Here is a 14,538-nt window from a genome sequence, read left to right on the forward strand (position 1 = left end):
TCACGCGCTGCCGCACGCGGTGGGACACTGTGTGGTGATGTCCGAGAACCAGAACCCACGACGCGGTAGACCCGGCTACGACCAGCAGGGGATGCTCGCGATCGCCGTAGCCGCATTCAACGAGTACGGCTACGACGCGACATCGATGGGCGCGCTCGCCGAACGGCTCGGCGTGTCGAAGTCCGCGATCTATCACCACTTCGCATCGAAGGACGAGATCCTCGACCTGGCGCTCGATGCGGCGCTCAGCGCTCTCGAGGCTGCGGTGGAGGAGGTGGCGCAACCCGAATCAGTCGGAGGCCGAGATGCCGGGCGGCATGCCGCCGATCGTCTCGAGCTCGTCCTCCGCGGCGCCGTGCACGTGCTGGTGGAGCAGCTGCCAGCAGTGACACTGCTGCTCCGCGTCCGCGGGAACACCGAGGTCGAGCGGCGGGCGCTGGTGCGTCGCCGTGCTTTCGATCAGAGGATCACCGCTCTCGTGGCGGAGGCGCAGGCCGAGGGCTCGCTGCGCGGCGACATCGATGCGAGCGTCGTCGCCCGCCTCGCCTTCGGCATGATCAACTCGATCGTCGAGTGGTATCGCCCCGGCGGACGCGAGGATTCCGACCGTCTCGCCGACGACGTCGTCGCCGTCGCCCTGGACGGCATGCGCACCCGTCAGTGATGACGCGTGCCCGTCACGCCCGAAACGGCCTCGAGCGCGATCCGTTCGAAGTCCAGGGTCGCCGGTCGTCGCGGATGCATGGCCCGGACGAGGAGGACCTCTGCCGGGGCGATGTCGACGATGTCGAGGTAGGCGAGATCGGCGCGGCCGAAGTGCGTGGCGACGGAGCGCGTCGCGATGTTCACGCCCACGCCGGCCGCGCACAGCTCCATGAGCCCTTCGACGTCATCGGCCGTCGCCACGACGCGAGGATGCGAGCCGTCGGATCTCGGGTCGACGAGCCACCACGAGCGTGCCGTGCCAGCGGCTGCACTCGGGACGACGAAGTCGAGATCGTCTGTCTCCGCGATGGTCACGCTCGCTCGCGCGGCGATCGGGTGATCCGCCCGCACCACCAGGACGCGCGGTTCGGACATGAGCGGAGTCGCCGAGAACTCTGCGCTCTCGGGCGCCGGGGCGAGCACGAACGCGGCGTCGACGCGGCCCGCCCTGATCGCCTCGGCGGCGTCGAAGAACCCCAGCCGCACGAGCTGCAGCCGGATGCCGGGGTGGCGCTGCACCATCGTGGTGAGGATCCTGCTGGTGACCTCCCCGGCGCCAGACGCCACGATCCCGATGTTCAAGGCGGTGGTCTGCGGGGCCTCGGCGCTCCAGGCCAGCACGAGATCGTGCGCGGCGACAGCGCGCTGGGCCAAGGGCAGCAGCGACCGCCCGTCGTCCGTGAGCGTCACGCCCTGGGGTGACCGGCGGAGCAGCTGCCTGCCCGTCTGCTGTTCGAGCCTGCTGATGCTCTGACTCAGCGACGGCGTCGTGATGTGCAGGCGAGCCGCGGCCCGCGTGAAGTGGAGCTCCTCGGCGAGCGCGACGAAGTAGCGCAGCGCAGTGTCCGAGATATGCATGGCTCCATGTTAGGGCGAGCCTAAGACGCTGCGAGGAAGATCCATATGGATTCCCACATCCGATGCCGGGCATGATCGAAGGACCCGAACTTCAACGAGGAGATTCCCATGACTGCAGCCGATGTCACCAGCGCGCTTCCGAATGTCCCGGCGCCGTACTTTCTCGGCGAGGCGGATGGGGACAAGCTCGTCCTGTTCGATCAGCTCTTCACGCTGCTGACGACGGGCACGCAGACCGATGGACAGTTCGACGCCTTCTTCAACGACGGGCGTCCCGGTCAGGCCGTCCCGCCGCACTTCCACGCGCTGACGCACGAGACCTTCTTCGTCATGGAGGGAGCCATCCGGTTGTGGGTGGACGACCAGCAGGGCAACCGGCAGACGCGGATCCTCGAGGCGGGGGAGTTCGGCTATGTGCCGAAGAACACGATCCACTCCTACCGGATCGAGCGCACCGGCCGGATCTTCGGCATCACCAGCGCTGGCTTCACCGACTTCTTCCGTGCCGTCGGGCGTCCGACCGCGCAGGCCGGGATCCCGGAGCCGGCGGACTTCCACATCCCGCCGCTGGAGCTCCTGGGTGCCGAGGGTGCCAAGCACGATGTGAACTTCGTTCCCGGCTACGAGCTGTTCGACTGATCGTGCCGACGACGCACCGCGACATCGTCTTCGCCGAGCATCCGGGTTTCCGTCCGCTCGCCCTGGATGCGCACCTTCCGGATGCCGCGTCTGCGCCGGTCGTGATCTTCCTGCACGGCGGCGGATGGCGCCAGGGGAGCCGCCGCACCTTCTGGCCGGGGATGTCGGATGCCGCGACGTTCGGACGCATCGTCGCGGCAGGATGGGCGGTCGTCTCGGTCGACTATCGCCTGAGCGGTGAGGCGGTCTTCCCCGCCCAGCTCGACGACGTGCGTGCGGCGCTCGACTGGGTGCGCACGGAGGGCGTGCGCCGATTCGGTCTGGATGCCGCGCGCATCGTCCTGTGGGGCGAATCGGCCGGGGCGCACCTGGCCGCGCTGGTCGGGCTCACCGACGACGGCGTGCGCGGCGTCGTCGATTGGTACGGACCGTCCGACCTGCGCACGCTTCCCCAGAACATCGACGAACTGACGCGGGAGGAATCGCTGCTGGGCGGGAAGGTCGCCGACCTTCCCGATCGGGCGCTGGCTGCAAGCCCCGTGGCCCACGTGCACGAGGGTGCGCCGCCGTTTCTCATCGCCCACGGCGATGCGGACCGTTTCGTGCCCGTGGGGCAGAGCATCGCGCTCGCCGAGGCGCTCCGTGGAGTGGGGGCCGAGGCGACGCTGCAGATCGTTCCGGATGTCGATCACATCTGGCGCGGACTCGATGATCCGGACACGGTGTTCGATCCGGCACTGGAGTTCCTCCGCGGCGTCGCGTGACGCCGGGGCCGTGCATGCGCGGGGTGGCGCCTGTCGACCGGCTGCTTGACAACGGCTGCCGGAGCCGGTTACTCTCAACGAGTCATACGATTAACTAGTCCACGAGGAGGTGTGACATGGGCCGCAAGCCGCGCAACACCGCGACGATGAAGCAGGTCGCCGAACGCGCCGGCGTGTCCCAGGCCACGGTCTCCCTCGTGCTCAACAACGTCGGCGGCAGCCGCGTCAACGAGACCACGCGACAGCGCGTGCTCGAGACCGTCGACGAGCTCGGCTACCGGACCAACGCCTTCGCCAAATCGCTGCGCAGCGGTGAGTCCGGAATGATCGGCTTCATCTCGGACGAGGTCGCCAGCTCGCCCTTCGCCGGAGAGCTCCTCAAAGGCGCGCAGCTTCTCGCGTGGGAGACCGGCAACGTCATCCTCAGTGTCGACACGTTCAACGAACCGGACCTCGAGGCGGCAGCCATCGACATGATGCTGTCCTATCGGGTGAAGGGCGTCGTCTACGCGTCGATGTATCACCGCGTGCTCGATCTGCCTGCCGGACTGGATGCTGTGCCGACTGTCGTGGTCAACGCGCAGGAGCGCTCAGGCCGCGTCGCGAGCGTGTTCCCCGATGAGGAAGCCGGCGGTTACGCGGCCACCCGTCAGCTCATCGAGGCCGGGCACACCCGGATCGCGATGATCAGCATCCAGCCGGAGGACAGCGACCTCCCGGCCGGTATCGGCAGGCTCGCCGGCTACCACCGGGCGCTCGCGGAGGCCGGTGTCGCCGAGCATCCGGAGCTCGTCCGATACGGCGGAGGGATCGTGGAAGACGGCCTCGCGCTGACGCTCGATCTGTTCGATCTCGATGAGCCGCCGACCGCGATCTTCTGCGGAAACGACCGTACGGCGTGGGGCGCCTACCGCGCCCTCGAGTCCCGCGGGCTGAGCGTGCCTGAGGACTGCTCCATCGTCGGCTTCGACAACCACGCGATGCTCGCCCCCATTCTCGACCCCGGACTCTCGACCATCGAGCTCCCCTACGAGCAGATGGCGCGCACGGGCATCGAACTCCTCCTGTCCGGCAACGCGCAGGAGCCCACGACCCATCCGATCGAGTGCCTGCCGATCCTGCGGGGATCGGTAGCCGATGCGAAGGTGCATGCATGAACAGACAAGCCCCCGCCGAACCGGCGTCCCGTATCGCCCCCCGCAAGGGACGCATGCGGGCGCACCTGCGGCGCGCACTGCACTCGTGGCAGTTATACGTATTACTAGCTCCAGCGGTGATCTACATCATCGTCTTCAAGTACTGGCCCATGTACGGCGCGCAGATCGCCTTCCGCGACTACAACCCCGCTCTCGGATTCGCCGGCAGCCCGTGGGTCGGGCTCGAGCACTTCATCCGATTCGTCAACTCGTTCCAGTTCTGGCGCCTGATCGAGAACACACTGACGATCAACGCCCTCGGCCTGCTGATCGCGTTCCCGGTGCCGATCATCCTCGCGCTGGTCGTCAACCAGCTCTCCAGCCCGCGGTTCAAGAAGTTCACCCAGAGCGTCCTCTACGCCCCCTCGTTCATCTCGGTGGTCGTGGTCGTCGGCATGATCTTCCTGCTGTTCTCGCCGCGCTCCGGAATCGTCAACAACGCCATCGTCGCGTTCGGCGGTGACCCGGTCTTCTTCATGGGGTCGCCCGAGTGGTTCCGGCCGCTCTACATCGGGTCCGACATCTGGCAGAACGCCGGCTTCTCGATGATCGTGTACCTCGCGGCACTGACCGCGATCGACCCGGCCCTGCACGAGGCGGCGCGCGTCGATGGAGCCAGCAAATGGCAGCGCATCCGCCACATCGACATCCCCGGGATCATGCCGGTCATCACCATCCTCTTCATCCTGGCGATCGGCAACCTCTTCAACCTCGGGTTCGAGAAGGTGCTGCTCATGCAGACCGATCTGAATCTGCCCACGTCCGAAGTGATCCAGACCTACGTCTACAACGTCGGCCTCCAGCAGGCGCAGTTCAGTTATTCCGCTGCCATCGGCCTGTTCAACTCCCTGATCAACCTCGTCCTGCTGCTGACCTTCAACTGGGTCGCGAAGCGTGCCGGACAATCGACCCTTTGGTGATGACGCCATGACCGACACGCTCGCCGCACCGCCGGCATCCGCCCGCCCGTCCGTCCCGTCCGGCACCGACGCTCCGCGTCGACAGCCCGCACGCGGACGCTGGCGCGACCGCGCCTCCGACCCGGTGTTCAACTTCTTCGCCATCGGGATGCTGATCGTCGCGATCATCGCGATCCTCTACCCGATGTACTTCATCGTGATCGCTTCGGTCAGCGAGCCGTCCGAGATCCTCAACGGCAACGTGTGGCTCTGGCCGCGGGGCTTCACCCTGGAGGGGTACGCGCGCATCTTCTCGGATGCCACGATCATCCGCGGATTCGGCAACTCCGTGCTCTACACGGTGCTCGGCACGGCGATCAGCGTGACCGTGATCCTGTGCGCCGCCTACGCCCTGTCGCGCAAGGACCTGTACGGACGCACATTCTTCATGCTGCTGTTCATCATCACGATGTTCATCGACGGCGGGCTCATCGCCCGCTACCTCGTGGTCCGCGATCTCGGCATGCTCGACACCATCTGGGCCATCGTGCTTCCCGGCGCCGTCGGCGTCTGGAACCTGATCATCGCTCGGTCGTTCTTCGAGAGCAACGTACCGGCGGAACTGCGCGAAGCCGCCCAACTGGACGGTGCGAACGACTTCCGCTTCTTCTTCCAGATCGTGCTTCCGCTGTCGAAGCCGCTGATCTTCCTGATGATCATGATCCATCTCGTCGCCAACTGGAACGCGTTCTTCGATGCGCTGATCTTCCTCAATGACGAGAGCAAGTACCCGTTGCAGCTCGTGCTGCGCAACGTGCTCATCCAGTCCGAGGTCTCCTCGGCCGGAGGCACCGGCGCACTCGACTCGTACGCCGCTGCCCAGCGCCTGGGCGAGCTGATCAAGTACGGAATGATCGTCGTCTCCACGATCCCGCTGCTGATCGTCCTCCCCTTCATGCAGAAGCACTTCACCAAGGGCGCGCTCCTCGGTGCGGTGAAGAGCTGACCCGTCCCGATCACTGACCCCCAACCAGAAAGCACATCATGAGACACCGCCGTTTCCTCCTCGCTTCGACCGTCGCCATCACCGGCACGCTGCTGCTCGCCGGGTGCACCGGCGGCGGCGACACCGCCGCCGAGATCGAGGACCAGTCCGACGACTACGGCTTCAACGAGGAAGGCCTGCCCATCGTCGACGAGACGCTCTCGCTGACGTTCGGCGGGACCAAGGCTCCGCTCGCGCCGAACTACTCCGAGATGGAGCTCGTCCAGCAGTGGGAGGCCGACACCAACATCGCCATCGAGTGGGAGAACCTGCCGGATCAGGTCTACGCCGAGAAGAAGAACCTCATGCTCGCCAGCGGCGATCTGCCGGACGTGCTGTTCAATACCGGACTCTCGGATGCCGAGATCGTCGAGAACGGCAGCAACGGGACCCTGTTGCCGCTCGAGGATCTCATCGACGACTACGCGCCGACGCTCTCGGCGATCCTCGACGAGCGGCCGGACATCCGGGCGGCGATCACCGCCTCGGACGGCCACATCTACACCCTCCCCTCGGTGGAGGAGCTCGGCCTCGTCGCGTACCCGAACTTCCTCTTCATCAACACCACCTGGCTCGACGCACTCGGCCTGCCGATGCCGACGACGATCGACGAGTACCACGACGCGCTCGCGGCCTTCGCCACGCAGGACCCGAACGGCAACGGCACCGCGGACGAGATCCCGCTGAGCTTCCGCACGGACTCCTTCGCCGCGAACTCGCATGACCTCATCGCCGCGCTCGGCGGGCAGCCCGAGAACAACGACCACCGCATCGTCCGCGACGGCGAGGTCGAGTTCACCGCGAACACCGACGAGTACAAGGCCGGCGTCTCCGGGCTCAGCGACTGGTACGCCGAGGGCCTCATCGACCCGGAGTCCTTCTCGCAGGATGATGTGGCCTACCTCTCGAAGGGCAAGGCTCCGACCGAGATCCTCGGCTCGTTCTTCTGGTGGGAGCTGAAGGAAATGGTCGGCGACGATCGCGTCGACGACTACGCCCTGGTCGGCATCCTCGAGGGCGCGGACGGCGAGAAGCTCGCGAGCGTCTCGAACAACCAGGAGATCGGCCGTGGCGCGATGGCGATCACGCGCGAGAACAAGTACCCGGCAGCGACCATGCGCTGGGCGGACCGGCTGTTCGACCCGGTGATGTCCGCGCAGTCGAACTGGGGGCCGATCGGCGTCACCCTGGAGGAGAATGCCGACGGCATCCTGGTCCAGATCCCCGCCGCGGCGGGCGAATCCGAAGGCGAACGCCGTCAGCGCGTCGCGCCCGGCGGTCCCAAGATCACCACGGCAGAGGACTTCGTGACCGTCGTCGCCCCTGAGCCGCGCGCCAAGGAGCGTCAGGATCTCGTCACCGAGTTCTACGAGCCCTACCAGGCCAACGAGGGCTACCCGCCCGTGCTGCTCTCCAACGAGGAGCTCGAGCAGGTCTCGTTCGCGACCACCGACATCAACACGCTCGTCAAGGAGAAGTTCGCCTCCTGGATCGTCGACGGAACGATCGACGGCGAATGGGACGCCTACGTCTCCCAACTCGAATCCCTCGGCGTCGACGACGTCATCGCCACATACCAGCAGGCGTACGACCGCTTCCAGGAGGGCGGCGAGTAATCCTCGCGGGTGGGGAGGGTCACGATCCTCCCCACCCGGCCCTCCGCTCCGCCATCGACACCACAGGAAAGTCCGTGACCTCTCTTCCCACCGCCCATCTCGCCGCCTTGCGCCCGGCCGTCCACTTCACCGCGAAGGACTCCTGGCTCAACGACCCGAACGGACTGCTGTACCACGACGGCACCTTCCACCTCTTCTTCCAGAACAACCCGATCGGCAGCACCTGGGGCAACATCTCCTGGGGGCACGCGACCTCGACGGACCTCGTCTCGTGGGAGGAGCTGGAGGTCGCGATCCCGTGGACCGATCAGGAGATGGCGTTCTCGGGCAGTGCGGTGGTCGACGTGCGCAACACGGCGGGCTTCGCGGGCCACGGGGAGACCGCGATGGTCGCGATCTACACTGCGGCGACCCACGGGTCCCAGGCGCAGGCGCTCGCATACAGCGTCGACGACGGCGCGACCTGGACGCGCTACACCGGAAATCCCGTGCTCGACATCGGATCCGACGAGTTCCGGGACCCGAAGGTGTTCTGGTACGGCGGGGACGACGGCCACTGGGTGATGGTCGCGGTCGAAGCCGTCGCACGCCGTGTCGTCGTCTACACGTCGCCGGATCTGAAGGAGTGGACGTTCGCATCGCACTTCGGTCCCGCGCACGCCACGGGAGGGGTGTGGGAGTGCCCCGATCTGTTCCCGCTCGTGGTGGAGGGAACCACCGAGGTGCGCTGGGCGCTCATCGTCAGCATGAATCCTGGCGGCATCGCCGGCGGCTCCGGGACCCAGTACTTCATCGGTGATTTCGATGGCGCGCTCTTCACCCCCGAGCGTCTCGTCGACTCCGACGATCTCGCGGACTTCGACTGGCTCGACTACGGCCGGGACTACTACGCCGCGGTCTCGTTCAACGACGCTCCGGACGGACGGCGGCTGATGATCGGCTGGGCCAGCAACTGGGACTACGCCAACGAGACCCCGACCGCGCCGTGGCGATCCGCCATGTCCTTGGTGCGCGAGATCCGCATGGTGCGGGACGCTGACCGCCGGCTGCGCATCGCGCAGCGACCCGTGCTGCCGAACCACCGAGACGACATCTCGGTCTTCGAGCTCTCGGTGCCTGCCGAGGCGGGCGAACGGCACGCTGTCATCCTGTCGGGTGCCGACGACGAACGCCTCGTCATCACCGTCGACGGGGATGAGCGCAGCATCACCTGTGATCGCACCGCCAGCGGCGAGACCGGGTTCCACGCGAGCTTCCCGTCCGTCGACCAGGCACCGCTTCCCGCCGACACGACCGAGAGCCTGGACCTCACGATCGTGGTCGACGGCACCATCGTCGAGATCTACGCCGGCGATGGCCTGGTCACGATGACGGAACAGGTGTTCCCGGTCGAGCAGTATCGCCGCATCCGCGTCGAATCCCTCGGGCGGTGAGATGACGGATCGGTCGGAGATCGAGGTTCTCGTCGTCGGTGAGGCACTCGTCGACATCGTCGAGACCGCCGGGGTATCGAGCGAGCACGTCGGCGGCAGTCCAGCCAACGTCGCGCTCGGCCTCGGCCGCCGCGGAGTCCCGGTCGCGCTCCTCACCCAGATCGCCATGGACACCAGAGGGCTCGTGATCGTCGAGCATCTCTCCGCGTCGGGTGTCGACGTGCTCCCCGAATCGATGACCGCGTCGGCGACGTCCACCGCCAGGGCGGTCATCGGAACGGATGGCCAGGCCGAGTACGACTTCGACATCGCCTGGGAGGCGTTCCCGGCTCCGGTCGATCTCGCCCCGCGGGTCGTTCACACCGGTTCGATCGCCGCCTTCCTGGCGCCGGGAGCGGCATCCGTCGTCGGCCTGCTTCGGAGCGCGGATGCCGCGGTGGTCACCTTCGATCCCAACATCCGGCCGGCGCTCGTCGTAGACCGCGCCGGGGCGCTGCGTGCGTACGAGGCCGTCGCCGGGCTGGCGGACGTGGTCAAGATGAGCGATCAGGATGCCGAGTGGCTGCACCCCGGCAAGAGCATCGATGGGGTGATCGACGCGGTGCTGGCTCTGGGACCTTCCCTGGTGGCGATCACGCTGGGCTCGGATGGGGCGGTCGTCGCGACCGCGGATCATCGCGTGACGATCCCGGCGGTGTCCGTCGCGGCGGTCGACACGATCGGCGCGGGCGACACCTTCATGGCCTCGCTGATCCACTCCGTGCTCGAGCACGGCACTGCTGGTCTGGATGCCGCAGATCTGACGGGCATCGGACTCGCTGCCGCGGGTGCGGCGGCGATCACGGTGTCGCGGGTCGGAGCGGATCTGCCGTGGGCAGAGGAGCTCTGAGGATCACGCCGAGCCGCCGGCCTGCGTCGCGTGCAGGTGCGCGTACCGGCCCTGCGCGGCGAGCAGCGTGGTGTGGTCGCCCTGCTCGACGATGCGGCCGTGCTCGAGCACGACGATGCGGTCCGCCTCGCGGATCGTCGACAGCCGGTGCGCGACGACGAGCGTCGTGCGTCCCGTCATGAGGCGTGAGAGCGCCTCCTTCACGAGGCCCTCCGACTCCGGGTCCAGCGCGGACGTCGCCTCGTCCAGCAGCAGGATGCGGGGGTCTCGGACGAGCGCTCTCGCGATCGCGAGCCGCTGACGCTGCCCGCCGGACAACCGGGACCCTCGCTCGCCGACGATCGTGTCCCAGCCGTCGGGCAGCCGGTCGACGAACTCTGCCGCGTTCGAGTCGACCAGCGCTCGCCGCAGCCGGTCCTCGGGCGGGTGCTCGAGGCCGTAGGCGATGTTCTCCCTGATGCTCCCCTCGAACAGCACAGACTCCTGCGGCACCACCGACATCGACTGGCGAACGGTGCGCATGTCGACGTCCTGCATGTCGAGGCCGTCCAGCAGGATCCGCCCGCTCGTGGGCCGCACGAAGCCGAGCACGAGATTCAGCATCGTCGACTTCCCAGACCCGGAGGAGCCGACGAACGCGACGGTCTGCCCTGCGGGGATGTCGAGATCGATCTCGTGCACGGCATCCTCATCGGCGCCCGAATAGCGGTGCGAGACCTTCTCGAGCTGCACATGTCCGGTGACCGAGTCGACCGGGCGCTTTCCGGCGTTCTGCTCGAGGTCGGGCTCCTGCAGCACCTCCGAGATCGACCGCATGGATTCGAGACCGCGCGCACCGACCGGGATGAGCATGAGCAGCGAGGTCAGGCCCTGCGTGAGCAGCGCGAAATAGGACGACAGCAGGACGACCTCGCCGGGCGAGATCGGCAGGATGCCCGTCAGCGCGAAGATGCCGGCGAGAGCGAGGCATCCGAGTCCCAGCAGCTGCATCGCGACCCAGGAGATCGAAGCGACATGGCCGTTGAGCATGTCGAGGTGAAGCCCTGCCCTGCGCACGCCGTCGGCGCTCGCCGAGACCCGCGAGACGGCCGTCTGCTCGAGGCCGTGCGCACGGGTCACCGGAATGAGCGATGCCATCTCGCCCACGCGTGCGGCGAAGCCCTCGACCTCGCGCCGGAACACCTCGTTCCGCGCCCGCGATCGACGGCTCAGCGCCCAGCGCAGCACGAGGGCGATCGGCACGGCGAGGGCGTACACCGGCAGGAATTCGGGCACGGCGATGGCCGTCATCGTGATCGCGCCGATCAGGACCATGGTCGCCGACAGCAGCGGGTGCGTCAGCTGCTGCAGCATGAGTTCGACGTTCTCGACATCGCGCACGACCTTCGTCTGGACGATCGACGAGCTCACTCTCGTGTGATAGCCGATCGACAGGCTCTGCAGGCGCGCGGCCAGGGCGTTGCGCAGGTCGGCCCCGGTGTCGCGCACGACGGTCATGAAGTTCCGCGTGTACACGATGTGGTTGGGGTAGTTCTGCAGGAGCAGCACGGCAGCGATCGCGAACCATACGAGCAGCGTCGACACGTCGCCGCCTGTGGCGACGAGATCGATGATCTCGGCGGTGACCACGGGGAGGAACCACAGCGGGATCTCCTTGAGTGCGAAGGCGATCAGGGCGATGGAGATGCGTCCAGGACGGCGGGCGAGCAGGCGCAGCACTGAGCGGGCGGGACGGGGCCCCTGGACGATGCGGATCGTTCCGGTCGAGGTGCTGGAAAACGCTTTCGCGGGCATGCTCGATGGTACCGCGGGATTCGAATAACTTCCACGTGGAGGTTTCTGCTATTCTGACCGCTGGGCCGCCGTCGGCCCCTTGTTCCCATCAGAGAAGGAAGGTCAACGTGGCCCTGCCAGAAGCCTCGGTTCAGCTGTATACGCTCGCAGCGGAGTTCTCCGCCGACATGGGGGGCTCGCTCGACAAGCTCGCCGCGATCGGCCTGCGCAACGTGGAGGCGTTCGACTTCGTGCGCCGCCCGGACGAGATCCGCGCCGCACTGGATGCCTCTGGCCTCGTCTCTCCGACCGGTCACGCGCCGCTGCTCACGGACGAGCTCTGGACGCCGGACGGCTCCATCCCCACGCCCGCGCCCGAGGTGGTCTTCGAGGCCGCGGCGAAGATCGGCATCAAGACGGTCATCGACCCGTTCGTCACGCCCGAGCGCTGGTTCACGCTCGAGGGCGTCACCGACATCGCCGACCGCCTGAACGCGCTCGTCGAGAAGGCCGCCGAGTTCGGCCTCGAGGTCGGCTACCACAACCACGCGCAGGAGTTCGTCGCCGATTTCGACGGTCAGACCGCCTACGAGCGCTTCGTGTCGCTCACGGATGAGCGCGTCGTGATCGAGCTCGACCTGTACTGGGCTCTCGTCGGAGGCCAGGATGTCACGGCCCTCGTGTCGCGCCTCGGCGACCGCCTCGTGGCGGCGCACGTCAAGGACGGCGTGGCTCCCGAGAGCAACCCGTTCGCCCCTGGTGCAGGCGAGTTCGGCTCTGCCGCCCTCGACCAGCGTCACGCGGGCACCGGAGACGTGCCGCTCGCCGACGCGCTGCGCGCGGCATCCGCTCTCCAGTACGCGATCATCGAGTACGACAACGCACCCGGAGACGTGTTCGCCGACATCGCGGCCAGCTACGCCTTCCTGATCGAGGGCGGGTTCGCCCGATGAGCGCGGTGGGCATCGGCATCATCGGCGTCGGCGTCATCAGTGACACCTATCTGCAGAACCTGTCGTCTTTCCCGGACGTCGAGGTGCTCATCGTGGGCGACCTGCTGCTCGACCGCGCGGCCGCGCAGGCCGAGAAGTACGGGGTGCCGGCATCCGGCTCGGCCGAGGACGTCCTCGCCCACCCCGGCGTCGACCTCGTCGTGAACCTGACCATCCCGGCCGTGCACATCGAGGTCTCCCGTGCGGCGATCGCGGCGGGCAAGCACGTCTGGACCGAGAAGCCGCTCGGCCTCGACCGCGACGGCGCAGCAGAGCTGCTCCGTGAGGCGGAGGCCGCGGGCCTGCGCATCGGCTCGGCGCCCGATACCCTTCTGGGCCCGGCCTTCCAGGCCGCACGGCGGGCGATCGACGGCGGCATCATCGGCCGGCCGCTGTTCGCCCAGACCGCATTCCAGACCCAGGGACCCGACCTGTGGCACCCGAGCCCCGCGTTCCTCTTCGCGCAGGGCGCAGGCCCGCTGCTCGACATGGGGCCGTACTACTTCTCGGCACTGGTCAGCCTGCTCGGCCCGGTCGACCGCATCGCGGCCGTCGGCTCGAAGGCACGCGAGGAGCGCGAGATCCACGCAGGCCCGAACGCCGGAACGATGTTCCCGGTCGAGGTGCCGTCCACGATCCAGATCGTCACGGCGTTCGAGCAGGGGACGCAGGCACAGAGCCTGCTCAGCTTCGACTCGGCGCTCGAGCGGCACGGCATCGTGGAGATCCACGGCACCGAGGGCACGATCGTGATCGCCGACCCGAACCAGTTCGCCGGCCGCATCGCGTACGTCAAGCCGCTCGGCGTGATCCGCGACGGGATGTCGTTCGAGCAGGAGTGGATCGAGATCGAGCACGACGATGTCGAGGTCGGACGAGGCATCGGCGCGCTGGACATGGTCCGCGCGATCGCCGAGGACCGCCCGCACGTCGCATCCGGCGAGCTCGGATTCCACGTGCTCGACATCCTGCTGTCCGCACAGGAATCGGCCGCGACCGGCCAGACGATCGTCGTCGAGAGCACGGTCGCACCGGTCCCGTTGCTGCCCGAGGGCTTCGACCCCTTCGCTGCGACTCTCTGACGTCAGCTGCTCGGGGGCGTTCCGCCCCTGAGCAGCCCGTCGAGCATTTCCAGCGCGGCTGCGTGATCGACGGCATCCTCGAGCAGCCACTGCGTCTGCAGGCCGTCGGATGCCGCGATCACGAGCGCGGCGACGAGCACCGGGTCGAGATCCGTGCGCAGATGACCCGATTCCTGCAGGTCGCGCACCTCCTGCGCGATGCTCTCCCGGAGACGGGCGAAGCGGGCGGAGATGAACTCCTGCGCGGCCGGGTGGTTGTCCTCGAGCGCCATCGCGTTCAGCGTCGAGTACAGCTGCACGAGCCCCGGGATCGCACGGTTCTCCTCGGCGGAGATCCGCATCGACATGGCGGGGCTCGCATCCGGCGGGAGCTGCTTGCCGCTGCCGGGCCTGCGTTCGGACTCGCGATAGACCTCGACCAGCAGCTCGTCGAGGGAGCCGAAGTAGTGCGTGAGGGCGGCGTGCGTCACGCCGACCTCCTGGGCGATCGCGCGCAGACTCGTCTTGCGCGAACCGCGCTTCGCGAAGACCTCGATCGCCTTGTCGAGGATCTCCTGCCGCCGCGCGATCCCCTTGGGGTAGCGTCCCTGGGGGCGCGGGGGCTCGGCTGCGGAAGCGGTCATATCCCGATGATAGCGAGAGGGGAC

General features: G+C 67.6%; 14 protein-coding genes. 11 read left to right on the forward strand and 3 right to left on the reverse strand.

Annotated features, from left to right (window positions below):
* Nucleotides 1–37: 37 nt before the first annotated feature.
* Nucleotides 38–664: a TetR/AcrR family transcriptional regulator gene (locus tag M2317_RS18070; protein ID WP_429462623.1), complete on the forward strand. Its 627-nt coding sequence runs from the start codon at nt 38–40 to the stop codon at nt 662–664.
* On the opposite strand, the gene M2317_RS18075 is transcribed toward M2317_RS18070, so the two are convergent.
* Nucleotides 658–1,563, reverse strand: coding sequence for a LysR family transcriptional regulator (locus M2317_RS18075; RefSeq protein ID WP_429462625.1), 906 nt, complete (start codon nt 1,561–1,563; stop codon nt 658–660). The genes M2317_RS18070 and M2317_RS18075 overlap by 7 nt on opposite strands.
* Nucleotides 1,564–1,671: 108 nt before the next feature.
* Here M2317_RS18075 and M2317_RS18080 point away from each other — a divergent pair, with 108 nt between their 5' ends.
* From M2317_RS18080 to M2317_RS18115, 8 genes are all read left to right on the forward strand, one after another.
* Nucleotides 1,672–2,202, forward strand: coding sequence for a quercetin 2,3-dioxygenase (locus M2317_RS18080; RefSeq protein WP_429462627.1), 531 nt, complete (start codon nt 1,672–1,674; stop codon nt 2,200–2,202).
* Between the two features lie 2 nt (nt 2,203–2,204).
* Nucleotides 2,205–2,966 (forward strand): alpha/beta hydrolase fold domain-containing protein, encoded by a 762-nt coding sequence (locus tag M2317_RS18085; RefSeq protein ID WP_429462629.1) that lies wholly within the window; start codon nt 2,205–2,207, stop codon nt 2,964–2,966.
* A gap of 116 nt (nt 2,967–3,082) precedes the next feature.
* Entirely contained in the window at nt 3,083–4,123 is a 1,041-nt protein-coding gene (locus tag M2317_RS18090; protein ID WP_429462630.1) for a LacI family DNA-binding transcriptional regulator, read from the forward strand.
* On the forward strand, nt 4,120–5,082 hold the full coding sequence (locus tag M2317_RS18095) for an ABC transporter permease (RefSeq protein ID WP_429462632.1): 963 nt from the start codon (nt 4,120–4,122) through the stop codon (nt 5,080–5,082). The genes M2317_RS18090 and M2317_RS18095 overlap by 4 nt, the downstream gene beginning before the upstream one ends.
* A 7-nt stretch (nt 5,083–5,089) precedes the next feature.
* Complete coding sequence (locus tag M2317_RS18100; protein ID WP_429462634.1) at nt 5,090–6,067, forward strand: carbohydrate ABC transporter permease; 978 nt, start codon at nt 5,090–5,092, stop codon at nt 6,065–6,067.
* 38 nt (nt 6,068–6,105) lie between these two features.
* Nucleotides 6,106–7,722, forward strand: a complete 1,617-nt coding sequence (locus M2317_RS18105; protein ID WP_429462636.1) for an ABC transporter substrate-binding protein — start codon at nt 6,106–6,108, stop codon at nt 7,720–7,722.
* Between the two features lie 74 nt (nt 7,723–7,796).
* Complete coding sequence (locus M2317_RS18110) at nt 7,797–9,155, forward strand: glycoside hydrolase family 32 protein (protein ID WP_429462638.1); 1,359 nt, start codon at nt 7,797–7,799, stop codon at nt 9,153–9,155.
* 1 nt (nt 9,156) lies between these two features.
* Complete coding sequence (locus M2317_RS18115; protein ID WP_429462639.1) at nt 9,157–10,044, forward strand: carbohydrate kinase family protein; 888 nt, start codon at nt 9,157–9,159, stop codon at nt 10,042–10,044.
* Between the two features lie 3 nt (nt 10,045–10,047).
* Here M2317_RS18115 and M2317_RS18120 read toward each other — a convergent pair whose 3' ends face one another.
* Nucleotides 10,048–11,838 (reverse strand): ABC transporter ATP-binding protein, encoded by a 1,791-nt coding sequence (locus M2317_RS18120; RefSeq protein ID WP_429462641.1) that lies wholly within the window; start codon nt 11,836–11,838, stop codon nt 10,048–10,050.
* A gap of 107 nt (nt 11,839–11,945) precedes the next feature.
* On the opposite strand from M2317_RS18120, the gene M2317_RS18125 reads away from it, so the two are divergent.
* Together M2317_RS18125 and M2317_RS18130 are read left to right on the forward strand one after the other, a co-directional pair.
* Nucleotides 11,946–12,770 carry a sugar phosphate isomerase/epimerase family protein gene (locus M2317_RS18125; RefSeq protein WP_429462643.1) on the forward strand — a complete coding sequence of 275 codons (825 nt, stop codon included), beginning with the start codon at nt 11,946–11,948 and terminating at the stop codon, nt 12,768–12,770.
* On the forward strand, nt 12,767–13,891 hold the full coding sequence (locus tag M2317_RS18130) for a Gfo/Idh/MocA family protein (protein WP_429462645.1): 1,125 nt from the start codon (nt 12,767–12,769) through the stop codon (nt 13,889–13,891). The genes M2317_RS18125 and M2317_RS18130 overlap by 4 nt, the downstream gene beginning before the upstream one ends.
* 2 nt (nt 13,892–13,893) lie before the next feature.
* Here the strand turns inward: M2317_RS18130 and M2317_RS18135 are convergent, their stop codons facing one another.
* Entirely contained in the window at nt 13,894–14,514 is a 621-nt protein-coding gene (locus M2317_RS18135; RefSeq protein ID WP_429462647.1) for a TetR/AcrR family transcriptional regulator, read from the reverse strand.
* Nucleotides 14,515–14,538: the final 24 nt, after the last annotated feature.

Source organism: Microbacterium sp. ZKA21, from assembly GCF_050434165.1.
GTDB lineage: Bacteria > Actinomycetota > Actinomycetes > Actinomycetales > Microbacteriaceae > Microbacterium.